Raw genomic sequence first — 23473 nt, forward strand, 5'->3', positions numbered from 1 at the left:
TGTCATTTTTGCACTGTTGTTATTGTCAACTATGATTATCCTTTTTTTTGTAACCTTTCAGAAGCGCAAAAACAAGCTTTTATTAGAACAAATAGAGCAACAGAAAAGGTTTGATGAAGAAATCTCAAGAACTCAATCTGAAATCCAAGAACAAACGTTAAAACATGTCGGTTGGGAGCTTCATGATAATGTAGGTCAGTTATTAGCTTATGCCAATATGCAGCTCAAAATGGTGACATCTAAAGCTCCTGAAGATTTAAAAGCTAAACTGGAAGATGCTTCTTTAAGCGTAAAAGAAAGTCTCAAGGAAGTGCGTTCATTATCTAAATCTCTTAACAATGATGTTTTGCTAAATATGGGTTTTGAGGAGTCTATATCTAATGAATTGAGTCGATTGAAACGAATGAAGTTTTCATCTGCAGAACTTAGTGTTAAAGGGAATACGAAAACTATTGAAGATAAAAAGCATGAAATTATACTATTTAGAATTTTGCAGGAATTCTTTTCTAATTCTGTTAAGTACTCTGAAGCTGAGGTGATTAATGTAACTTTAGATTATCATGAAAATCAGTTGGTGATTACGGCATCAGACAATGGAAAAGGGTTTGATATAAATACTTCAGAAAAAGGTTCTGGATTGATTAATATGAAAAGTAGAGCTGAGTTAATTAATGCTACTTATGATTTGCAAACAGAACCAAACGACGGTGTAACTTTAACAATCAAGTATCCACTTTAATCTTTACAGGCATTCCAAATAGGGTCATCTGGTAAAGGCGCAATGACGTCAATAGGTTCGTTCGAAACAGGATGCGTAAATTGTAAGCGTCTGGCGTGCAAGCTGATACTGGCATCTTTATTACTTCTGTCAAAGCCGTACTTTAAATCGCCTTTTATAGGAGAGCCAATACTCGATAATTGTACTCTGATTTGATGGTGCCTTCCAGTTTCTAATTCTATTTCTAAAAGCGTATAATTATCTAAAATCTTCAATGTTTTGTAATGTAGAATGGCTTTTTTACTACCTTCAATTTCTTTATGGTATGCTGTAGATTTGTTGTTTTTCGGATTTTTCTTCAGCCAGTTAATTAGAGTGTCTTTGGGTATTTCAGGAGTTTGTTTTACTATGGCCCAATAGGTTTTATTCGCTTTTTTATCAGAAAACAATTTATTTAACCGAGGTAAAGCTTTGCTTGTTTTTGCAAACATGACAATCCCAGTCGTTGGCCTGTCCAAACGATGTACAACGCCTAAATACACATTGCCAGGTTTATTGTATTTGTCTTTCAAATAGTCTTTTACTACGTCGCTTAATGGTGTGTCGCCAGTTTTGTCACCTTGAACAATATCACCAGCACGCTTATTAACGATAATAATATGATTATCCTCGTAAAGCACTTGTAAATTAGATTTGTTAGAGAGTAATTTCAAATAAAAGTTGTTTAGATGTTGATAGGTTTAGTTATTCAGTTGCATAATTTTCAATTGGAAAAGTCCTTTTTTTAACAGCAAACAACTAACAACCAACAGTAATTAATACTGTTCCTTGTCATTCGGAAAGTCAACAGCCTTAACGTCTTTTACATATTGACCAATAGCAGTAGTCATGTCTTCATATAAGTTCATATAGCGACGTAAAAAACGCGGATTAAATTCATGGGTCATTCCGATCATATCATGAAGTACTAAAACTTGTCCGTCAACACCAGCACCAGCACCAATTCCAATCACAGGAATGGAAACACTTTCAGCAACTTCTTGAGCTAATTTTGCTGGAATTTTTTCTAAAACAATTCCGAAACATCCTGCTTTTTCTAGCATAAGTGCGTCTTCTTTAAGTCGATCAGCTTCTTCTTCCTCTTTAGCTCTTACTGTATACGTTCCAAATTTATAGATTGATTGTGGTGTTAAACCTAAATGTCCCATGACAGGAATTCCTGCGTTTAAAATACGTTTAATGGATTCTTTCACTTCTTTTCCGCCTTCCATTTTTACAGCATGTCCTCCTGATTCTTTCATGATTCTAATGGCTGAACGTAAAGCTTCTTTTGGATCACTTTGATAGCTTCCGAAAGGAAGATCAACAACAACTAATGCTCTCTCAATTGCTCTAACAACAGAGGACGCATGATAAATCATTTGATCTAATGTAATTGGAAGTGTTGTTTCGTGTCCTGCCATAACATTACTAGCTGAATCACCAACTAAAATCACATCAATTCCTGCTTCATCAACTATTTTTGCCATAGTATAGTCGTAGGCTGTAAGCATTGATATTTTTTCGCCTTTAGACTTCATATCGACTAAGGTCTTTACAGTAATTCGCTTGTATTCTTTTTTTGCGGTTGACATATGGTGATTTTTAATTATTCGTAAAAATACAGAGATTTCTTAAATTTAATTTATTATGAAGAGGAAAAACTAACAATCACTCAAATGAACACCAACAGCTAATCCGCCTTCAGAGGTTTCTTTATATTTGGTATTCATATCTTTTGCGGTTTCCCACATGGTTTGTACGACTTTGTCTAATGGTACTTTTACATTGTTAGGATCCGTATCTAATGCTAATTCGCAAGCGTTAATAGCTTTTATGGCTCCCATGGCATTACGTTCTATACACGGAATTTGAACCAATCCGCCTATAGGGTCGCAGGTCATACCCAAGTGATGCTCCATGGCAATTTCTGCAGCTACTAAGACTTGCTCAGGAGTTCCACCAGAGAGCTCACATAAAGCTCCAGCTGCCATTGCAGAAGATACACCTATTTCAGCTTGGCATCCTCCCATGGCTGCACTAATGGTTGCGCCTTTTTTAAAGATGCTTCCAATTTCTCCTGCTACCAACAAAAAGCGTTTGATGTCTTCAAAGTTTCCATCGTGATTTTCAATGACTAGGTAATACATTAAAACTGCAGGAATTACACCAGCACTACCATTCGTTGGAGCCGTTACAACACGACCTAGTGAGGCATTAACCTCATTAACAGCTAGTGCAAAACAGCTTACCCATTTTAAAATTTGACGGAATTTAACTTCAGTGTTTCTAATGGAATTCAGCCATTCAACGGGTGTCTCATAAGGTTTTTCACCTTTAAGACTTTGATACATATCATAGGCACGTCGCCTCACGTGTAAACCACCTGGAAGATGTCCTTCAGTATGGCAACCAACATACATGCATTCTAGCATGGTGTCCCAAATACGCTGTATTTCTGAATTGATAACGGCCTCATCTCTAATAGATCTTTCGTTTTCTAAAACCACACCAGAAATAGGGAGTTTTAAATCATTACAAAATTTCAGAAGTTCATTTCCAGTTGAAATTGGATACGGAAATGTACAATAGAAAATGATTTTATTGGCTTTAGAATTTTTACGTTCTTCCTGGACTACAAACCCACCACCAATAGAATAGTAGGTTGCACGATGACGTCTACCGTTGATATGAGCCGAAAAGACTAAGGCATTGGAATGAAATGGTAGAAACTTCTTATTAAAAATAATATCTGATTTAGCGTCAAAAGGAATGCTGCGTTCATTGTTAAAAGATAAAACGTTGGTGTTCTTAATCGAAGCTATGATAACATCAATAGATTCTACAGGAATGTACTCAGGATCAGCTCCACTTAAACCTAAGAGAATTGCGTAATCAGTGGCATGTCCTTTTCCGGTAAGGGATAAAGAACCGTAAAGATCGACCGTTATTTTTTCTACTTTATCAAATTTATTGGAATCCTTTAATTCTTTAATCCAGCGTTCAGCAGCTCTCCACGGACCTAAGGTATGGGAACTTGAAGGTCCGACACCAATTTTAAGCATATCAAAAACAGAAATACATTCCATTCACTAAATCGTTATAGTTGCAACGCAAATATACGCTTTGTTGACTAGGTGTAACACGAGGGTTAAAAGATTTTAGTCGTGTCTAATATCGAAGCTGTCTATGTTTGTCATTTGCATAACAGTGTCTAGATTGGTAACATCTAAACCATCAACATTATCAGCAGGTACAACTACAACTCTGAACACTTGATCTTGAGTCCATTCAGGTCCTAAAGCAGTAAAATCTGTTGTGCCATCTAAAAAGAAACTCACATCAGTTTGAGTAAAGTCATAATTGTAAACTAAGGTCCCGTCTTCAAAAGTAACCGTTTGAGGTAATAATCTCCAGATATCTTGTCCGTTCACTGTATCCCATAATATATAAACTAAGGTTACATCTGAAGGAAATACATCAAATCCGTAGCCTTCAATAAAAGAGTAGTCGTTGGCGTCATTAAAATCAATAACAATTTCAAAGGCTGAAGAGACTAACAAGCCTCCAGCTGGACCTTGAGGTCCTTGTGGTCCAGGATCACCTTCACAAGACATTAAAAAGAAAGAAGCAAAAGCTAAAACGAAGTAAGAGATATGTTTCATAAGTATATATTTTATTTTAAAGTATCAAATGCTGTACCAAAATTAAGCTTTTTCAAGACAACTTTGAGAAAGTATTCTGACATCATGTCATATTTATTGTAATGGCATAATGATTGTCATAATCAAACCGTAATTAAAATGAACACAACGTTTCCGTGAAAAGCGGAAATCTATAAAACAAATATAATATTATGAGTAAAATTATTGGAATCGATTTAGGAACAACAAACTCTTGCGTTTCTGTAATGGAAGGTAACGAACCCGTTGTTATCCCAAACGCTGAAGGTAAAAGAACAACGCCTTCGGTTATCGCCTTTGTAGAAGGAGGAGAAATTAAAGTTGGTGATCCAGCTAAAAGACAAGCAGTAACTAACCCAACAAAAACGGTATATTCTATTAAGCGTTTTATGGGGAATAAATATTCTGAGTCTAAAAAAGAAGCCGAACGTGTGCCATATAAAGTGGTTAAAGGTGACAACGATACGCCAAGAGTAGATATCGATGGTCGTTTATATACACCACAAGAATTATCAGCTATGATTCTTCAGAAAATGAAGAAAACTGCTGAAGATTATCTTGGACAAGACGTATCTCGTGCGGTAATTACTGTGCCAGCATATTTTAATGATTCTCAACGTCAAGCGACTAAAGAAGCAGGTGAAATTGCAGGTTTAAAAGTAGAACGTATTATCAACGAGCCTACTGCAGCAGCTTTAGCTTATGGTATGGATAAAAAAGGTACTGACCAGAAAATCGTAGTTTTCGATTTTGGAGGTGGAACCCATGATGTATCTATTCTGGAATTAGGAGATGGTGTATTCGAAGTATTATCTACAGATGGAGATACACATTTAGGTGGTGATGATGTCGATGAAAAAATCATCAATTGGTTAGCAGACGAATTCAATGCTGAAGAAGGTATTGATTTACGTAAAGATCCTATGGCGTTACAACGTTTAAAGGAAGCTTCTGAGAAAGCAAAGATTGAATTGTCATCTTCTGCTCAAACTGAAATCAACTTACCTTACGTAACAGCTACTGCTTCTGGACCAAAACACTTGGTGCGTACATTAACACGTTCAAAGTTTGAACAATTAATTGACGATTTAGTAAAACGTACGATTGAGCCTTGTCAAACAGCTCTAAAAGCTGCAGGATTAAGTAAAAGTGACATCGACGAGATCATTTTAGTTGGTGGTTCAACACGTATTCCAGCAGTTCAGGAAGCCGTTGAGAAGTTCTTCGGAAAAGCGCCAAGTAAAGGTGTGAATCCAGATGAAGTAGTATCATTAGGTGCTGCAATTCAAGGTGGAGTCTTAACAGGTGATGTAAAAGATGTTCTTTTATTAGACGTTACACCATTATCTCTCGGTATCGAAACGATGGGTAATGTGATGACCAAGTTGATTGATGCGAATACGACGATTCCAACTAAGAAATCACAGGTATTCTCAACAGCAGCAGATAATCAGCCATCAGTTGAAATCCATGTATTACAAGGAGAGCGTGCTATGGCAGCAGATAATAAAACAATTGGACGTTTTCACTTAGACGGTATTCCACCAGCAAAACGAGGAACACCTCAAATTGAAGTTACTTTTGATATTGATGCCAATGGTATTATCAAAGTTTCTGCGGAAGATAAAGCGACTGGAAAAAAACAAGATATCAGAATTGAAGCATCTTCAGGATTAACCGAAGAGGAAATTCAAAAAATGAAGCAGGATGCTGAAGCTAATGCAGAAGCAGATGCTAAAGCTAAAGAAACTGCTGATAAATTAAACCAAGCTGATGCGATGATTTTCCAAACAGAAAGTCAACTTAAAGAATTTGGTGATAAATTATCTGATGATAAAAAGAAACCAATTGAAGAAGCGCTTGAAGAGCTGAAGAAAGCTTACGAAACTAAAGATGTAGCTGTTATTGAGCCTGCTTTAGAAAAAATAAACGAAGCTTGGAAAGTCGCTTCCGAAGAAATGTACAAAGCACAAGCCGAAGCTCAAGGTGCACCTGAAGGTGGACCAACAGATGCTGGAGCAGGAGCTAAAGGACAGGCTGCAGATGAAAGCAGTGATGTAGAAGACGTAGATTTCGAAGAGGTAAAATAAGAATTTTAGGATGATGTCACCTTGAGCTCATACGAAAGGTCTCATCTCACAAGAATAATTACTTAACATTTGTAAAAAACGCGATCCGAAAGGGTTGCGTTTTTTAGTTTAAAATCATTCATAAACTTTAACCAATGAAATTCATAAATACAACGACTTGCAATAGCGTTAACAATTATAGGAATTGAAACACTGTTTCCAGAGAAATCATACGATATTAAGGTAGTATTAATCTTAAAACAGAAATATTATGAATAAAGATCAATTAGAAGGCAAATGGAAGCAAATCAAAGGCGATTTTAAAAAGAAATATGGAAAAATCACCGATGATGAATACGCTGAAGCCGAAGGAAACATAGATAAACTTGCAGGGAAAATGCAGGAAAAATATGGAAAAAGTAAAGAAGAACTAAAAGATGAAATCGATAACTGGTAAAATCAGTTAAAAATGTGAAGAGCGTTTCAAAGGCTTAGTGTTTTGAAACGCTTTTTTTATGAAATTAGCTTTAAGTTCATTTAAAGCAGTAATTTGCAAACTCAAAATACTGGAATTCATCTTATGACATTTTCAACCGCTATCGATACTAAATACCAGCCTAAACGTCTCGCCGTAAAACTCACTTCCAAAGGTGAAAACTACGTGCAGGAAGGGCATCCTTGGGTGTTTTCGGATAGTATCGTCAAGATTAATGATACTGCCAAAACAGGAGATCTGGCAATTATCTTCGGAAAGCGCGCCAATAAAATGATTGGTATTGGGTTGTACGATGCCAAATCACCAATCCGAATCAAGATGGTTTATAGTGATACAGCTTCAGTCAACATTGACAATGCCTTTTTTCATCAAAAGATTCAGAAGGCTTATAAAAAACGCCTACCATTGTTAAAAACCAAGACCAACAGTTATCGCTTACTTTTTGGGGAAAATGACGGCTTCCCTTCGCTTATTGCAGATGTATATACCAAAGTTTTAGTGGTAAAACTTTATTCGGAAATATGGTTACCTTATTTACAAACCCTTTTAGAGAGTTTAATAGACGTTTCAGGATGCAAAACGGTGGTCATTCGGTTAAGCCGAAGTTTACAAAATTCTAAATCACATCACTTAGAAGATGGTGATGTGGTGTATGGCGACTTAAAAGATGAGGTCGTGCAGTTTATTGAACATGGCGTTCAGTTTTCAGCAAACGTCATCAAAGGTCATAAAACGGGTTACTTTTTAGATCACAGAGAGAACCGACGTCAAGTCGGACTCCTAAGTAAAAATAAAACGGTTCTGGATGTGTTTTCCTATGCTGGCGGCTTTTCAGTACATGCTTTAGCGAATGGAGCAAAGGAAGTTACGAGTTTGGATATCAGTGAGCAAGCTCTGGAGATAGCAGTTCAAAACGGAAAACTTAATGCGTATTCAGGTAAGCATATGACTTTAGCTGGTGATGCCTTTCAATTGTTAGAAGAGCTCGTTTCAAAAAAACAACACTTCGATGTCGTTGTCATTGATCCACCTAGCTTTGCCAAGCAACAAACTGAAGTAACATTAGCTAAGAAAAAATATGCGCAACTCGCACAATTAGGAGTCCAACTCACTGCAAAAGGAGGTATATTGGTTTTGGCATCCTGTTCATCTCGTGTTACAGCAACGGCCTTTTACGATATCAATGCACAAACCTTACAAGCGACTAAACGACCATTTACTATTGCGCAAAAAACCGAACATGATATTGATCATCCTATCGGTTTCCCTGAAGGCGCCTACTTAAAATGTGCGTACTATCGATTTTTAGATTAACCATGCCATACACCTAAATCAATAAACTTACTTGCAATTCCGACACAGTCGGAAAGCAACGATTTCAAGAAATAATGAGCTACTATAATTATTTTAAAAACTAATCAAGGATTGAAAAGTCTACCTAACTATGAATTCTATAACACAAATGTATTAGCGAATGGTACTTTAGTAATTTCCTAGTAAATCGTTTTGATTTTTTGGTTCGTTTTGCATCAAGGCAAAATGAATAAAAATTAAAATTAATAATAGAATTACAAAACCTCAATTCAAACATAGCCCAAAATAATAACTCTACCAATAACAAAAAACCTTAACAACAATTTAAAACAAATTGTAGTTAATTCCACGTATCTTTAAACAAATCAGATAAACTTAAAAAAAAACATATACAACCATGAAAGTAAACGCATACGCAGCTAAAGAAGCAGGAGCAAAGCTTGAAAAATTTCAATACGATTTACCAGAATTAGGCAAAGAGCACGTCGATATTAAAGTGCATTATTGCGGACTCTGCCACAGTGATTTAAGCATGATCAATAACGATTGGGGAAATACCACATTTCCATTAGTTCCAGGTCACGAAATTGTGGGTGAAGTCATTGGTTTAGGATCTGAAGTTAAAGGTCTTAAGGTTGGTGATAACGTTGGTATGGGCTGGTATTCAGCATCCTGTTTACATTGTAACCAGTGTATGGATGGTAAACAACATTTGTGCGCTACAGCCGAAGGCACTATTGTAGGTCGTCATGGAGGTTTTGCCGATCATGTGCGTGGCCATTGGTCTTGGGTAACCAAATTACCACAAGGTATCGACATGTCAAAAGCAGGTCCATTGTTTTGTGGCGGCATTACCGTTTTCAATCCGATAGTCTTATCTGGTGTGCAACCAACCGATAAAGTTGGTGTAATTGGTATAGGCGGTTTAGGGCACATGGCATTAAAATTCTTAAAAGCTTGGGGTTGTGAGGTCACAGCATTCACGTCTAACAAATCAAAGACCGATGCTTTAAAAGCTATGGGAGCCCACAATGTGGTTGATTCCACAGATCCATCCGATTTAGAAGCGATCGCAGGCAGCTTAAACTTCATTTTAAACACCACCAATGTCAAACTCGATTGGAATGCATTTTTAACCACACTCGCACCACAAGGTAAGTTGCATACGGTAGGTGCTGTTTTAGAGCCTATGGAAATTCCGGCCTTTAGTATGATTGCAGGAGAGAAATCGGTAGGTGGTAGTCCGTTAGGTAGTATCGCCTTAACCCGTAAAATGCTAGAATTTTGTGTGCGTCATGATATTTATCCAACCGTTGAGCAATTTGATATGGCTAAGGTAAATGATGCCATAGAGCATTTACACGATGGAAAAGCCAGATTTAGAGTGGTGTTAAAGGCATAGGTTCTGGGCATTCCCTTTTGCTAAAAAAAAGCAAAACGTCGTGCTCGCGCCAGTCGCTATCAAAGATGAGCTCCAACAATGGCTTCATCACTAATGCAAAACAAAAAAGAGCAAGACATTTAGGTTGCTCTTTTTTGTTTAATTATCTTCGTTTCTGTAATAGCAATTAGCAGTCGTCATGCCAAAACCAAAAGGCCAGAAAAACGGAAACAATAAAGCCAAGCATTCTAAACTCATGGCTCAAAAAAAGAATAAGCTCAAGCAAGAAGCTGCGACCAGAAAAGAGCGTTTAAGAGCCATTATCAATAAGTCAAAAGAGGAATAATAGATTCATTATTAGAGATCGCGAGAGGTTATATACAATAACCATTCTTGGGTTATCGCTTTTTCTTGGTGTTCTTCACTTCTTTAATTCTTACATAAATAAGCTTCATGCGTCCTCTGGAGTCTTCACGACTTTCGATTTCAAATGCAGGAATCGATTTAATCAATGGTGTTAACTTTTGAAACCCATAATTTCTAGAATCGAAATTAGGTTGTTTCTTTTGTAGTAAACTTCCAACATCCCCTAAAAATGCCCAGCCATCATCGTCTGCAACATCGTCTATGGTAGACGCAATAAACCGAACATCTTTCGGAGTTATTTTGTCATAATCATTTTTAGTACTGCGTGTTGTTTCAGTAGATTCTAATTCATTTTCAGACACTTGATGTTTTAAAATCTCGATATAAATAAATTTATCACAAGCCACAATAAATGGGTTGGGTGTTTTCTTTTCGCCTATACCATACACTTTCATTCCAGCCTCACGCAAACGGGTAGCCAATCGTGTAAAATCACTATCACTAGACACCAAACAAAATCCGTCAACTTTTTCAGAATATAAAATATCCATAGCATCAATAATCATGGCAGAGTCTGTTGCATTTTTACCAGTCGTATAGCCATATTGTTGTATGGGCGTAATGGCATTTTCAAGCAATACATTTTTCCATTTCGATAAATGAGGCTTGGTCCAATCTCCATAAATACGCTTGATGGTTGGGTTACCATATTTGGCAATCTCTTCCATCATTTCTTTTACATACGCCGAAGGGATATTATCACCATCAATAAGCACAGCTAATTTTAAATCCATATGCTACAGGTATTACTTTCGGTTTGCTTTTTTTGCCAGTTTAGCTGCTTTTTTCTCCTTAGGCGATAGGGTTGCTTCCTTTTTTACATTTTTCTTAGCGTCTTGTGATTTTGCCATACCTCGGTATTCTTATCGATTGGTTTTTAAATAGATGTTAAATGTAGTGAAAAAAGGGCTTACTCATAAATATCGATCAACTAAACCCAAAATCACCAATACACTTGCAATTCCGACTAAGTCGGAAAACACGCCTCTAACATCTGGCATGCGAGTGTCAATACCTTGAAGAAGTCGTAAGTAAAGAAATGTTGTTTGAGCTTTAGCGAGTTCATGTCTTTGAGAATTCAAAAGCGTAATTGACCGTCGAAGATGAAAAGGCTAGACCTTTTTGGTTCTTTTATTCGCATACTTTTATTTTATGGAGCTCATGATGTGCTATGCAGTTTTTGGCAAAAAAAAAGAACATATATAAAAACAAAAAAAGTCTCCCTCAGCATAAAACTCAGGAGGAATTTCCTAAAGTTTCTCAAACCATCAATTCACTTGAAGTTCCGACTCAGTCGGAAACCGCTGTAAGCAGAAATAACGAGCTGTATGTCAATGTTAGTACATAAAAACAAGGATTAAATAAAGATGATTATTGAAAACTACTACAAGATGCATTAAAGCGAGAGGCACGCAGTGATTTCCTCTTACAGTAAAGGACTTTTTAGTTCGTTTTTGGTCCATCAAAAATGAACATATAAAAAAGAATACTACTTAAACGCTTTGACTTCATGTCTTTCAGACTTCAAAAGCGTAAATGACCACCGAAGATGCAAACGCTAGACCTTTTTGGTTCATTTTTTTGGCAATGAAAAAAAGAGCATATAGAAAAACAAAAAAAAATATCCCTCTCGGCATAAAACCAGAGAGGAATTTCCTAAAGTTCCTAAAACCATTAATGTACTTGAAATTCCGACACAGTCGGAAACCGCTGTAAGCAGAAATAACGAGCTGTATGTTAATGTTAGTACATAAAAACAAGGACTAAAGAAAGATGATTATTGAAAACTACTACAAGATGCACTAAAGCGAGAGGCACGCAGTGATTTCCTCTTACAGTAAAGGACTTTTTGGTTCGTTTTTGGTCCATCAAAAATGAATATAAAAAAAGCTAAGCAGGACTTCGCCTACGCTTCAACCACAAAAACACCCCTAACGACAACACCCCAAAAACCGAAAACCCAACAAAAAGTGGTAACACCGACGTCTTTACAAAACTCCCAATAAAATTCGCAATAGGCACTGCCATAACTGTAGATACAAACCCATTAATCGCCGAGCCAATCCCAGCAATATGCCCTAAAGGCTCCATGGCCAACGAACGTAAATTTCCAAAGAGGAAGCCAACCGCAAAAAACTGCATTAAAAAAAACACCATCAGTACCACAATACTCGGATTATGACCCGTATGAAACAACACGATATACAACAGTGATATGCTCGCAAAAGCAATGGTAGCATAAAAAGCAATGTTAAATGCCCCAAACCGAATCACGAGTCGGCTATTTGTAAACGTTGCAAAACCAACCGAAAACGCTGTACTGGCAAAGATATAAGGAAACAAATCACCCAACAGATATTGCTCTTGAAAGATTTGCTGTGACGTACTTAAATACACCATAAACGATCCTGTAATAAAGCCAGACACTAAGGTAAAGGCAACAGCCTCTTTATAGCGAATAAACTCTTTGGTACCTGTGATAAAAATAGAAGGAGAGAACTTGATTTTATGTTTGGCATCTAGAGTTTCTGGCTGACGCTTCCAAAACCATAATACGATGATTAAGCCAATAAGTAGGTTGGCATTAAAAATGGCTTGCCAGTTAAATATATCCAGGAGCCACTGCCCGAAGGTTGGAGCCACAATGGGCACTAAAATAAAAAACATCACAATAATCGATAGCATCTTTGCCATAAAATCACCACTATAGGTGTCTCTTGTCATGGCAATGGCAATCGTACGAGGTGAGGAGAGTCCAATCCCTTGAAAGATTCGCCCAATGATAATGACCTCAAAGTTGTTGGTGGTGACACAAACAATACTGGCTATGACAAATACAGCAAAACCAAAATACACCATTGGTTTTCGTCCAAAACTATCTGATAATGGTCCGAAGATCAATTGCCCAAACCCTAAGCCCAAGAAAATCATAGTAATCAGTAATTGATTATCGCTGGCATCAGTAACTCCAAGAGCAGTGCCAATGTCTGGTAAGGCAGGCAATAGTGCATCAATCGATAAAGCAACAATAGACATTAACGATGCCATGAGCGCTACAAATTCGATCTTAAATGTAGGTTTTGTTTGCATGGCGCAAAAGTACAAGAAAAGCGATAGGAAATCACCTCAAAAGATGAATTAACAAAACATTGACTTTTCTAAAAACAACCTACCAGTTTCAAGTGTATCTTTGCAATTCAAAATTAAGTCATGCAGCATTTAAAAACCACAGATAACACCAATAAATCCAAACCAAAAGTCACCTTAAAACAAGCCTTTGTGACCATTATCTGGCCACGACGAAAGCTCGTGTTCATTGGATTGTTTCTCATCGTTATTAGAAGTTTATCAGGCTTGGTTTTGCCATGGCAAAGTAAAGTCTTGTTAGATGACGTGGTGCCAAGTGGCAATACAAATGCCTTATGGACCCTCATCATTATCGTAATAAGCGCCATCACAGTGCAGGCCGTGACCTCATTCATGCTTACCAAAATTCTAAGCGTGCAGGCGCAGTACTTAATTAGTGAATTGCGCGCTCAGGTGCAAAAGAAAGTCTTATCCTTACCCATTAGCTTTTTCGATAACACCAAATCGGGAGCATTGGTGTCAAGAATTATGAGTGATGTGGAAGGCGTACGAAATCTCATTGGTACAGGATTGGTGCAGTTGGTAGGCGGAAGTTTTACAGCTATTGTCTCGTTAATCATCTTAATTAAACTGAATGCCTGGATGACCTTATTCGTATTTGTGCCTTTAACCATCTTCGGAATCATAGCCTTGAAAGCCTTTAAATATATTCGTCCCATTTTTAGAACCCGAGGAAAAATTAATGCTGAGGTCACAGGTCGTCTAACTGAAACTTTAGCAGGTGTTCGCGTAATTAAAGCTTTTAATGCTGAAGATCAGGAAAATAAGATCTTCGAAAAAGGCGTAGAACGTTTGTACCAGAACGTCAAGAAAAGTTTAACAGCAACAGCCTTGATGACGAGTTCTTCTACTTTTTTAATAGGCATTGCCACAACCGGCATTATGGGTATTGGTGGCTATTATATGATTCAAAGCGAAATGACTACTGGTGACTTCTTGTTTTTTACCTTAGTTTTAGGGTTTATGATTGCACCAATCGTGCAAATGAGTAATATCGGAAGCCAGTTAACCGAAGCTCTAGCAGGTTTAGATCGTACCGAAGAATTAATGAATATGGCTGCGGAAGAAGATGATACCAACAGAACAATTGAGCTGCAGAAGTTTAAAGGTGAACTAGAATTTAACGAGGTGTCGTTTGCTTATGAAGAAGGAAAACCTGTTCTGCACGATATTAATTTTAAAGCCGAATCGGGTTCTGTAATTGCTTTGGTTGGAAGTTCAGGCTCAGGGAAATCGACTATTGCTGGATTGTCGGCAACGTTTTTAAATCCGAAATCCGGACAAATAACCATTGATGGTGAAGATTTATCAAAGGTAAAACTACAAAGTTTCAGAAGGCATTTAGGTGTGGTCTTACAAGATGAGTTTTTATTTGAAGGTACCATTCGTGAGAATATCATGTTCCCAAGGCCTCAGGCATCCGAAGCACAGGTTCAAGCGGCTGTTAAGGCGGCTTACGTGAATGAATTTACAGACCGATTTGACGACGGATTAGACACTATGATTGGTGAGCGAGGCGTGAAGTTATCTGGTGGACAACGGCAACGTATTGCCATTGCAAGAGCCATACTGGCAGATCCTAAAATTATCATTCTCGATGAAGCGACTTCTAATTTAGATACCGAAAGCGAAGCCCTCATTCAAAAGAGTTTGGGAGAACTTACCAAAAACAGAACAACGATTGTTATTGCGCATCGCTTGAGTACCATTCGCAAAGCCGATCAAATTCTCGTCATTGAAAACGGAAGAATCGCCGAACGTGGTACGCATGATGAATTGATTGCTGCCCAAGGACGTTACTTCGATTTATACACTTATCAGGCTAAGATTTAATTTATTTTAAATAATTTTGATGGACAATAATTCAAACATATGCTCACAGAAACATTAATAAAATTATTTACCAGAGATTTAAATGCTTTAATAGTTGAAATAGATTCTTATACGACTGAAAACACCTTATGGTTAGCTCCAGAAGGCATTTCAAATTCTGCAGGTAATTTATGTTTACATCTTATTGGAAACCTGAATCATTTTATTGGTGCAGCATTAGGGAATTCTGGATATGTACGACAACGAGAACTTGAGTTTTCATTGAAAGATGTTCCGAAAGCAGAATTGATTCAACAACTGGAAGCCAGCAAAACGGTTGTAATTTCTGTATTGAAAACTTTAACCGAAGCCGACTTACAAAACGAATATCCGCATCGCGTATTTAAAGAGCCTTTGACTACTGAGTTTTTTCTGATGCATTTAAGCACGCATTTGACCTATCATCTCGGACAAATAAATTATCACAGACGATTGTTAGATACGTTTGTTGATTAAAAATCATTGAAGTTGTTATTAAGACAGAATAAAGTATGAATGATGAGAAATCTTTAATAAATATAATACGTTTCTTCGACTGCGCTCAGAATGACAAAATGATGATTGAAATGACAAACTAGTATATTTACAACTCATGACTTTTGACCACTATACTATCCGTCTTCTGCAAGACACCGAAAGTGAAGCCTTTTTCAATTTGATTGATAATAACAGACCTCGTTTAGAAGATTTCTTTGCAGGTACAGTATCTAAAACCTTAACCCTTGATGCTACAAAACAGTACTGTGTAGAGATTCAGAAACGTATAAAAGACATAAGTTATTTACCATATATGATTACAGATACCGAAACCAATACGTTTGTAGGATTGGTTGATGTAAAAAACATAGATCTTAATGTTCCTAAAGCTGAATTAGGTTTTTTTATCGATGACCACTACGAAGGAAAAGGTATCGTGACCAAAGCCACCAGCTTAGTCATCAATCACATAATTCAGAAACATAAGTTTATTAAGTTACTATGCAGAGCAGGAAACCGAAACAAAGGTAGTATTGCCGTCATTCTAAAAAACGGATTTGAACTTGAAGGTACTATTCGCAAAGATTACAGAACTACAAAAGGCGAAATCGTTGATTTAAATTATTATGGTCGTGTGTTTTTCTATTAATTAGGAATCTCTTTATTTGTCAATAACTTCTTCGTAAATTAAAGGTTTGAAATCAAATCGGCATTACATTTGATTAATAATTCGTAAAGCATTTACCTTAAATGAAAGCATATATTCTAGTCTTCCTCTTGGTGTTTATGATGCCTGGAGAAATAACATCTCAAAGCTTACGTAGTGATGAGATTAAAGATTTAATTCAGCTCTATAAAACAGATGTTCGTGGTCCTTACAAGGATATTCGTTGGTTTTGTACCGACGGAAGTGTTCGTCAGCCAAAAGATCCTTGTCCTGATAATATTGGTATAGGTGTTCAACATGCGCGATACAAAGATGCTGTAATAAATTTAGGGAAAACCAACCATATTTATTTAGGTCAAATTCTAACAGCGACACCAAAGGAAGTGTTTTGGGATGAAGCTCACAATCAGTCACGCTTAAAGCAATATCAAATCGATAAATATTTAAGAACCGTTGATGATGGTTGGATCAATCGCAAAGGTCAGTATTACCGAGGTTCTGTACAATCTGAAGATGAAGAGGCCTGGGGAATTGACTTTTACAAATGGTTGCTTTCTAACGATAGTATGGTTAAAAAACACTATTTCTTAATTCGTCAGTCGCTAAAAGATATTCCTCATAGTGGTGATGATAATGTCGCACAACTCATGCGTAGTCAATCGAAAGTAATTTCTGATCTGATTCCGGAGTTTATGGACTTGCGAGTAAAGATTCATAGTTTGCCTGAAGTTTCAGATATTCAAAAAGTGAAAGCGTTCAAGCAAGAAAAAGCGTTTAAAATTTCTGAAGCCAACAGCAAGAAAATTGATGAGCTACTAGGTACGATGGCAACCTTTTTTAAGCCGGTTGATATTGAAGCTCTTAAAAAATTCACGACTAAAATTAGCACAACAGCTATTGGTAAAAACATCAATGCGTATATCGCTTCTAATACAAATTCATCTGATGCTGCGCAACTTATTACAGAAACCTCGCAATTGTTATATGATGTTCGTTTGGCTATTCTGAATGAAAACAGCGGACAAGCAAGATTACAGTTATTTGATTTATCACTGAAGCTGGAAGACATTGTCTTTAAAAATGCACAATTTTGGAATACACCTACAGTTGACGATTTACTGAATAAGATTTGCTATCTAGGTTTGGCTACAGCAGGTGCAGGTTATATTGAACTCAACGAATGGGAACAACTTAATCTGACGCGTACGCCTTCAACAGAAAACACGATGACGCTCGAAGACCTGACGTCAGTTTTAGAAAGTGCTAGGCGAGAAGTAGAGTGGAGTTCTTCTATGGTTAAAGCTATTTACCAAGATATAGTCGATGAATACGCAGCTTTTGAACCTTTATCACATGGCTTTATTGATGATAAAATTAGAGGTTCTGTCGCACTTCATTTAGGCAAAGCGGTAAGCGATTTAGGCGATTTTATTGCTGAAGAATCGGCATTAACCAATAAGGTTTTAGATCTTCCGAATCAAAGTGGTTTTAGAGGATTAAATCCAGGTTATGCTTTTGGTGAACTGGTTGTGGTTACAGGTTCGCCTGATGCCATCGAAGTGTCTTCAAATAAGATTTACGTTTTTCAGCGTTCTCCAGCCGATTTAAAACCTGTAGCTGGTATTGCAACAGTTTCAGAAGGCAATATGGTCTCTCATGTGCAATTACTAGCTCGTAATTTAGGAATTCCAAATGCAGCTTTGTCTGACGATAACTTACAAAGTCTGGTGAAATATCACGGAAAGCAGGTATTTTATGCCGTATCAAATAAAGGTAATGTCATCATCAAAGAAGCTAAAGACATGACCGAAACCGAACGCTTATTGTTTGCTAAAAAAGAGCGTAATGCTGAAAAGATTGCTGTGCCAATTGAAAACCTTCGTATTGCTGAGACCAGTATTCTAAACCTGAGAGATGTTGATGCGACTGATTCAGGACGACTTTGCGGTCCAAAAGCTGCGAATTTAGGACAATTGAAAACGATGTTTCCAGACAAGGTTGTTGAAGGACTTGTGATTCCTTTTGGCATATTTAAAAGCCATATGGATCAGCAAATGCCAAATAAAAATCAAACCTATTGGGAGTTTTTAAATGCCATGTTTGCAAAAGCCGAACAGATGGCTCAAGATAATACGGATGAGGTTATTGAAGCCTATCAGTTAGAACAATTGAAAATCTTACGTGAGGCGATTAAAGACATGCCAATGCAGGATTCGTTTATCAGCGAATTAGAAGCAGATTTTAAATCTATTCTAGGACAAGAAATCGGTGAAATTCCAGTGTTTTTACGTAGTGATACCAACATGGAAGATTTGAAAGATTTTACAGGTGCAGGTCTCAATCTGACCTTGTTTAATGTTGCCGATAAAACCAAAATTATTGATGGTATAAAAGCAGTTTGGGCATCACCTTACACTGAACGCAGTTTTAAATGGCGCCAGAAATATCTATTAAATCCTGAGAATGTATTTCCTTCAATTTTGGTAATTCCTAGTGTAGATGTTGATTATTCGGGTGTGTTAATTACAAAAGGCATCAGTAACGGAAACGAAAATGATTTGACCGTTGCTTTTAGTCGAGGTGCAGGAGGTGCTGTCGATGGTCAATCGGCTGAAACGTATTTAATCAAGAATAATGGTGGTTTTCAGTTTTTAGCGCCTGCCAGAGAGCACTTGTATACTAGTTTACCGCAATCAGGAGGAACTTTAAAAAAGTCCGCAACCTTCAACGAGTTTGTTTTAAGCACACAAAATATTAATGAGATCAGAGCTTTGGCACATACCATTCGAGAAACGCTTCCAAAGGAAACCAACTCCGATTATGAAGGCGCATATGATGTAGAATTAGGCTTTCAGAATGATAAACTCTGGCTATTTCAAATTAGACCTTTTGTTGAAAATAAAAAAGCTTTAAGTTCAACCTATCTCGAATCCATTACACCAACCATTGATAACAACAAAGCGATTTCACTATCGAAAGCTATAAAAAACTAAGTTATGAAAAGAATTGTAACCCTTGTCGTATTGCTGCTTGTATCTTCAACATTCATTTCCTTTAAGTATTATCCAATTGATGGTTATGAGCATACAGGAATTAAACGATTAAAGCGATTGGAACTCATTAAAAGTGGTGCGTTGAAAGATGCTACTAAACTTCCGGAAGGTGCTATGAAATCTTATATGGATATTGAACTCAATCTAACCTCAAGATCTGGTGATAGTGCCTCCAGTTTATTAACTGTTGATGCGACCTTTCAAAAAGACATTAATGCACTGTTTAGAGGATTGGATAGAAGCTATTCGTTAGCAGTTTTGGATATTTCTGATGATACCGATTTAAAGTACGCTCAGCGAAATGAAACCGCAGGTTATCAGCCTGGAAGTGTTGGGAAAATAGCCGTTTTATTAGGCTTATTTGATCAGTTGGCAAAACTTTATCCAGATGATTTTGAAAAACGACTGGACTTACTGCGAACGAAATCGGTTAAAGCAGGTGTTTGGGGATTAACCGATGAGCATACCATTCCTATTTATAATATGGAAACGCAGAAGTTAGTGAAACGTCAGGTCATAGCCAGTGATGTGTTTACCTTATTTGAATGGGCAGACCACATGCTTTCTGTGAGCAATAATGGGGCAGCAAGTATTCTGTGGCGAGAAGTGTTATTGATGCAAATTTTTGGTGACAAATATCCAGAGCTTACTCAGGAGGAAGCTGATGCTTTTTTTAAAACCTCGAATAAAAAGGAACTCACAGATATTAGCAATGACGTGGTAAATTTACCACTAAGAGATTTAGGAATTTCGCATGATGAATGGCGCTTGGGAAGTTTTTTCACGAGAGGCGCAAATACCTATGTTGGTGATAAAGGTGGCAGTATAGGAACCACGTTAGGTGTGATGAAATTTTTGGTGCAATTAGAACAAGGCAATGTGATAGATCAGGCATCTAGTTTAGAAATGAAGCGATTAATGTACATGACCGACCGACGAATTCGTTATGCACAATCACCAGTTCTTAAGGATGCAGCCGCGTATTTTAAATCTGGAAGTTTGTATAAATGTGATAGAAGTAAAGGTGAAGCCTGTGGAAAATATATGGGCAATGTCACTAATTTTATGAATTCGGTAGCCATTGTAGAACATCCTGATAATTGCAGATACATCGTAGTATTAATGACGAATGTTCTCAGGAAAAATTCGGCAACTGATCACATGAATTTAGCGTCAAGTATCGATAAGGTCATACGACAATAACTTATGAATTTTGGTTCAGAATGTCAGCAGCCTTAGTTCTGATTTTTTCATTAGAATCAATTAAACTTAATTCTAAAAGCGGTTTAAATTTAGGATTGTAACTTTTTTCGATTAGGAAGAGTACAGCCAGTTTTAGTTTTTGATCTTTCCGATTTAAAAGCTCGTTAAAACATTCGGTTTCACTTAAGACCTTCAGATTAAACTTTTTTATTTTTTCTTCAGATATACTATCAATCAAAATAGATTCAGCTACTGGAATGAGTTCCTTTTTTAGTTGATTATCAAGAATGTTATCTAAGAATTCAATGGCATGAATCCGTTGTTCTTCAATACCATGTAAAATGGTGTTGAGGATGGGATCTACGTCATCTGGCTGGTATTTGATGCCTAGAAATCTAAATATACGTTGTATTTGTCTGTCGAGTCGTTGCTCTAATAACTGAATCAAATTATGACGTGCTTCATGCTCCTCTTGAGCTTCAATACGTTGTGATTTTTTCTTATACTGAATTACGATTTGAGAATGAATAATGGATAAGGTGTTTTGGTATAAATGGCATTCATCTAATATTTTATCTACAACCAATCGGTCTTTAATTAGGAGATTGGGATATTTCCATCGCAAACGACGTAAGGCTTCAATAGCCTCAATTTTTAAGCTATGCTCTTGGTCGTCGGTTAGTTTCATTAAAATATTGACTGCTTTTTGAGAGGTGAATTTTTCAATCACAGCTATAGCATACCTTGCTTCATCCAAGTCCATTTGATTGGATTTTATATTTTTATAGATGACATCAATAATGGGTTCTCCATAAAAGAACAAAGCATCAATAGCTGTTTGTCGAGTATCTTTAAGTGTTAATTGTCTTATTATAGGATTAACAAATTGTAACTCCAGACTTTTAGATGCACTTGTAATTGCAATTTTTCGTGTTTCAATCGCTTCGGCAATCAGGTTTGAATGCAAAACGTCATAAAAGTTGTTTAGTTTGGCATAACCGATGGTTTCTAAAACAGTATGCAATTTATGCGTTTGTTCTTCCTGACTTTTAAGTGTTTTGTATTGTAAAAGTGTCGTTCGGATTTTATCCTCTAAATTAAATTTATGTTGGAGTTGTGTGCTATTTCTAAGCTCTTGAGATAAGCCTATCAATGCTGCATTTGCAATGGTATGATCTTCACTATTGATGTATTTATTGAACAACTCAAAGGTGTCTTTTGTATAATTCTTTACTAAATATCGAAATGCTGATGTAGTTACCGACTGATCCGAATCTTGAATTAATAATTCCATAGTCGCATTTAAGTTTTCAGAATTTAAATAATACAGATTCTCAATAGCAAGAGCCTTTACCTTGGCTGAAGGATGATTTAATACGTTTTTTATGCCATAAAAGAAACGTTCATCTTTAACATCTAATGTTTTTTGCAACATATGTAAAATTTGATTCTCGTTGCCATTTTCAAAAATATCCAGAACTGTTTTAACTATAGAAGTTACTTTGATTTCGGCTTTATTGGTTTTTGCTTTTTTGTCTTGAGTTGTTTCAAATAGGCCTTTAAATGCAACGATGTATTCTTTTCTTAAATGATATATAAAGTAGAGCCAAACGACAATAGAAATGATAATTATTAAACTGATGTACGTTGATGAAATCTCAAGACCGTTAATAAAAAAGATGAGTATTAATCCGGCAAGACCAGTAGCAATACTATCGATGACGACATCTGTAAATGTCTTTGTTTTCTTTTTAATTTCAATGGGAATTGGAATCGACAGCAACTCTGTAGCAGCCTTGTTAACCGATTGCTTTAAACTGCCATCTACAATTTTAATAAAAACAATAACCCACAATTGTGGCACAATAAGCAGTAAAATGGAACCGATTAAAATTCCGGAAGGCAGCCATAAAAGCGATTTACCAACACCAAAAGTACCTACAATTCTTTTCGTTAAAAACAACTGAATGATTAAAGACATCACACTTAATGTAGAGAACCAAAATCCGAAAAAGGAGGTGAGTTCATTTGGATCTTCAATAAGTCTGGACGCATAATCGCTGTATTGATAATCTACAAGTTTGGCGATAAGAACACTGATTCCGATAACAACAGCTATGAGACTTAGTAATTTGGATTGTTTAATAAGTTTTAAAGGCGAATCGCTTTTCGGACTTTTTCTAATGGACCTCTGAAAGGGGTTGAGCACAGCGACTTCAGTTTTCCAAATGAATCTTGTAATAGGAATGCAAAAGGATAAAAGGACGGCCGCAAAAAACAACAAATCCTGAATGTTCATAAAGGCCGTAAGTAACGATGTTAAGTAGCCTCCGAAAATACCTCCAGCTATGGCGCCAGCTCCGATAAATCCGAAAACACGTTTGGCTTCTCTGACATTGTAAACGAGATTGGCTAAAATCCAGAATTGTGATGCCGTTAATAAGCCAAATATAGCAACCCAGACATATGGAATGTATAATATCAAGCCTTGTACAAGGTCGAAATTGATTCCGATAGCAAAAAGAATTAACGATAAAATGGAGCCGATGAGTGTTCTGTCAATAATGATATTTAAGGCATACTTTTCTAGAGCTTTGTTGTAAAAGAAAGAGCCAATAATTGCCATAAATGCAGTTAATACATAGCCTAGAGGTAAAGCATCAGAAGATAATTCAGATAAAAACAAAGAATTAATTGTAGGCTTTACAATTAATAAAGTTGAAATAATAATGAAAATATTGACCTGTAATAATACAGTCTTCTTAAGTTCTTCTGGTTTTAAATCAAAAACTTTTAATATGTAGAATTTAAGTGTTTTACTAACAGACATACAGTTTAAAGAATCGCTTTTGAGTCGTTTTATTAAAGTGAAAAGCTAAAATACAAGTTATAAAACTTATAGTTTAGCTTTCTAAGTATTTTAAATAA

The 23473-nt window shown here is 36.5% G+C and carries 19 protein-coding genes; 11 read left to right on the forward strand and 8 right to left on the reverse strand.

Features of this window, described 5'->3' with window-relative positions:
- The first annotated feature begins 31 nt into the window (after positions 1 to 31).
- Complete coding sequence (locus TD18_RS14340; RefSeq protein ID WP_241480683.1) at positions 32 to 739, forward strand: sensor histidine kinase; 708 nt, start codon at positions 32 to 34, stop codon at positions 737 to 739.
- Here TD18_RS14340 and TD18_RS14345 read toward each other — a convergent pair.
- The 4 genes from TD18_RS14345 to TD18_RS14360 all read right to left on the reverse strand — a co-directional run bounded on the left by TD18_RS14345 (position 736) and on the right by TD18_RS14360 (position 4422).
- Entirely contained in the window at positions 736 to 1431 is a 696-nt protein-coding gene (locus tag TD18_RS14345; protein ID WP_040253909.1) for an RluA family pseudouridine synthase, read from the reverse strand. The two genes, TD18_RS14340 and TD18_RS14345, sit on opposite strands and share 4 nt — an antisense overlap.
- 102 nt (positions 1432 to 1533) lie before the next feature.
- On the reverse strand, positions 1534 to 2352 hold the full coding sequence (gene panB / locus TD18_RS14350) for a 3-methyl-2-oxobutanoate hydroxymethyltransferase (protein WP_040253911.1): 819 nt from the start codon (positions 2350 to 2352) through the stop codon (positions 1534 to 1536).
- Positions 2353 to 2421: 69 nt separating this feature from the next.
- Positions 2422 to 3846 carry an L-serine ammonia-lyase gene (locus TD18_RS14355; RefSeq protein ID WP_040253912.1) on the reverse strand — a complete coding sequence of 475 codons (1425 nt, stop codon included), beginning with the start codon at positions 3844 to 3846 and terminating at the stop codon, positions 2422 to 2424.
- Positions 3847 to 3918: 72 nt separating this feature from the next.
- Complete coding sequence (locus TD18_RS14360; protein ID WP_040253914.1) at positions 3919 to 4422, reverse strand: hypothetical protein; 504 nt, start codon at positions 4420 to 4422, stop codon at positions 3919 to 3921.
- 191 nt (positions 4423 to 4613) lie between these two features.
- On the opposite strand from TD18_RS14360, the gene dnaK reads away from it, so the two are divergent.
- The 5 genes from dnaK to TD18_RS17405 all read left to right on the forward strand — a co-directional run bounded on the left by dnaK (position 4614) and on the right by TD18_RS17405 (position 10046).
- Positions 4614 to 6530, forward strand: coding sequence for a molecular chaperone DnaK (dnaK, locus tag TD18_RS14365; protein ID WP_040253917.1), 1917 nt, complete (start codon positions 4614 to 4616; stop codon positions 6528 to 6530).
- Between the two features lie 250 nt (positions 6531 to 6780).
- Positions 6781 to 6966 carry a CsbD family protein gene (locus tag TD18_RS14370; RefSeq protein ID WP_040253919.1) on the forward strand — a complete coding sequence of 62 codons (186 nt, stop codon included), beginning with the start codon at positions 6781 to 6783 and terminating at the stop codon, positions 6964 to 6966.
- Positions 6967 to 7089: 123 nt separating this feature from the next.
- The gene (locus TD18_RS14375) at positions 7090 to 8319 is read left to right on the forward strand and encodes a class I SAM-dependent rRNA methyltransferase (protein ID WP_040253921.1); all 1230 of its coding nucleotides are present in this window, start codon (positions 7090 to 7092) and stop codon (positions 8317 to 8319) included.
- Between the two features lie 397 nt (positions 8320 to 8716).
- Positions 8717 to 9721, forward strand: a complete 1005-nt coding sequence (ahr, locus tag TD18_RS14380) for an NADPH-dependent aldehyde reductase Ahr (protein WP_040253923.1) — start codon at positions 8717 to 8719, stop codon at positions 9719 to 9721.
- A 178-nt stretch (positions 9722 to 9899) separates the two neighbouring features.
- Positions 9900 to 10046 carry a hypothetical protein gene (locus TD18_RS17405; RefSeq protein WP_162835796.1) on the forward strand — a complete coding sequence of 49 codons (147 nt, stop codon included), beginning with the start codon at positions 9900 to 9902 and terminating at the stop codon, positions 10044 to 10046.
- Positions 10047 to 10098: 52 nt separating this feature from the next.
- On the opposite strand, the gene TD18_RS14385 is transcribed toward TD18_RS17405, so the two are convergent.
- From TD18_RS14385 to TD18_RS14395, 3 genes are all read right to left on the reverse strand, one after another.
- Positions 10099 to 10860, reverse strand: coding sequence for an NYN domain-containing protein (locus TD18_RS14385; protein WP_040253925.1), 762 nt, complete (start codon positions 10858 to 10860; stop codon positions 10099 to 10101).
- 180 nt (positions 10861 to 11040) lie between these two features.
- Positions 11041 to 11208, reverse strand: a complete 168-nt coding sequence (locus TD18_RS17230) for a hypothetical protein (RefSeq protein WP_160289471.1) — start codon at positions 11206 to 11208, stop codon at positions 11041 to 11043.
- Positions 11209 to 12016: 808 nt separating this feature from the next.
- A complete protein-coding gene (locus TD18_RS14395) occupies positions 12017 to 13216 on the reverse strand; it encodes a multidrug effflux MFS transporter (RefSeq protein WP_040253930.1) in 1200 nt (399 codons plus the stop codon).
- A gap of 120 nt (positions 13217 to 13336) precedes the next feature.
- Here TD18_RS14395 and TD18_RS14400 point away from each other — a divergent pair, with 120 nt between their 5' ends.
- The 5 genes from TD18_RS14400 (at position 13337) to TD18_RS14420 (ending at position 20545) form a co-directional block, all read left to right on the forward strand.
- Entirely contained in the window at positions 13337 to 15106 is a 1770-nt protein-coding gene (locus tag TD18_RS14400; RefSeq protein WP_040253932.1) for an ABC transporter ATP-binding protein, read from the forward strand.
- A 39-nt stretch (positions 15107 to 15145) separates the two neighbouring features.
- A complete protein-coding gene (locus tag TD18_RS14405; RefSeq protein ID WP_040253934.1) occupies positions 15146 to 15601 on the forward strand; it encodes a DinB family protein in 456 nt (151 codons plus the stop codon).
- Between the two features lie 136 nt (positions 15602 to 15737).
- On the forward strand, positions 15738 to 16271 hold the full coding sequence (locus tag TD18_RS14410; RefSeq protein WP_040253935.1) for a GNAT family N-acetyltransferase: 534 nt from the start codon (positions 15738 to 15740) through the stop codon (positions 16269 to 16271).
- Between the two features lie 101 nt (positions 16272 to 16372).
- Positions 16373 to 19282 (forward strand): PEP/pyruvate-binding domain-containing protein, encoded by a 2910-nt coding sequence (locus TD18_RS14415; RefSeq protein ID WP_040253938.1) that lies wholly within the window; start codon positions 16373 to 16375, stop codon positions 19280 to 19282.
- Between the two features lie 3 nt (positions 19283 to 19285).
- Positions 19286 to 20545: a serine hydrolase gene (locus TD18_RS14420; RefSeq protein WP_040253940.1), complete on the forward strand. Its 1260-nt coding sequence runs from the start codon at positions 19286 to 19288 to the stop codon at positions 20543 to 20545.
- A gap of 1 nt (position 20546) precedes the next feature.
- Here the strand turns inward: TD18_RS14420 and TD18_RS14425 are convergent, their stop codons facing one another.
- Positions 20547 to 23375: an Npt1/Npt2 family nucleotide transporter gene (locus TD18_RS14425; RefSeq protein WP_040253943.1), complete on the reverse strand. Its 2829-nt coding sequence runs from the start codon at positions 23373 to 23375 to the stop codon at positions 20547 to 20549.
- Positions 23376 to 23473 lie beyond the last annotated feature (98 nt).

This window comes from Psychroserpens mesophilus (genome assembly GCF_000826645.1).
In the GTDB taxonomy this organism is placed as follows: domain Bacteria; phylum Bacteroidota; class Bacteroidia; order Flavobacteriales; family Flavobacteriaceae; genus Psychroserpens; species Psychroserpens mesophilus.

Excerpts from the sequence above, each read along its gene's own strand:
- TD18_RS14375 (WP_040253921.1), top strand. The coding sequence starts at position 7,090 with ATGACATTTTCAACCGCTATCGATACTAAATACCAGCCTAAACGTCTC.
- TD18_RS14420 (WP_040253940.1), top strand. The coding sequence starts at position 19,286 with ATGAAAAGAATTGTAACCCTTGTCGTATTGCTGCTTGTATCTTCAACA.
- TD18_RS14385 (WP_040253925.1), bottom strand. The coding sequence starts at position 10,860 with ATGGATTTAAAATTAGCTGTGCTTATTGATGGTGATAATATCCCTTCG.
- TD18_RS17405 (WP_162835796.1), top strand. The coding sequence starts at position 9,900 with ATGCCAAAACCAAAAGGCCAGAAAAACGGAAACAATAAAGCCAAGCAT.
- TD18_RS14400 (WP_040253932.1), top strand. The coding sequence starts at position 13,337 with ATGCAGCATTTAAAAACCACAGATAACACCAATAAATCCAAACCAAAA.
- TD18_RS14355 (WP_040253912.1), bottom strand. The coding sequence starts at position 3,846 with ATGGAATGTATTTCTGTTTTTGATATGCTTAAAATTGGTGTCGGACCT.
- TD18_RS14415 (WP_040253938.1), top strand. The coding sequence starts at position 16,373 with ATGAAAGCATATATTCTAGTCTTCCTCTTGGTGTTTATGATGCCTGGA.
- TD18_RS14405 (WP_040253934.1), top strand. The coding sequence starts at position 15,146 with ATGCTCACAGAAACATTAATAAAATTATTTACCAGAGATTTAAATGCT.
- dnaK (WP_040253917.1), top strand. The coding sequence starts at position 4,614 with ATGAGTAAAATTATTGGAATCGATTTAGGAACAACAAACTCTTGCGTT.
- panB (WP_040253911.1), bottom strand. The coding sequence starts at position 2,352 with ATGTCAACCGCAAAAAAAGAATACAAGCGAATTACTGTAAAGACCTTA.
- TD18_RS14425 (WP_040253943.1), bottom strand. The coding sequence starts at position 23,375 with ATGTCTGTTAGTAAAACACTTAAATTCTACATATTAAAAGTTTTTGAT.
- TD18_RS14395 (WP_040253930.1), bottom strand. The coding sequence starts at position 13,216 with ATGCAAACAAAACCTACATTTAAGATCGAATTTGTAGCGCTCATGGCA.
- ahr (WP_040253923.1), top strand. The coding sequence starts at position 8,717 with ATGAAAGTAAACGCATACGCAGCTAAAGAAGCAGGAGCAAAGCTTGAA.
- TD18_RS14370 (WP_040253919.1), top strand. The coding sequence starts at position 6,781 with ATGAATAAAGATCAATTAGAAGGCAAATGGAAGCAAATCAAAGGCGAT.
- TD18_RS14360 (WP_040253914.1), bottom strand. The coding sequence starts at position 4,422 with ATGAAACATATCTCTTACTTCGTTTTAGCTTTTGCTTCTTTCTTTTTA.
- TD18_RS14340 (WP_241480683.1), top strand. The coding sequence starts at position 32 with ATGATTATCCTTTTTTTTGTAACCTTTCAGAAGCGCAAAAACAAGCTT.
- TD18_RS14410 (WP_040253935.1), top strand. The coding sequence starts at position 15,738 with ATGACTTTTGACCACTATACTATCCGTCTTCTGCAAGACACCGAAAGT.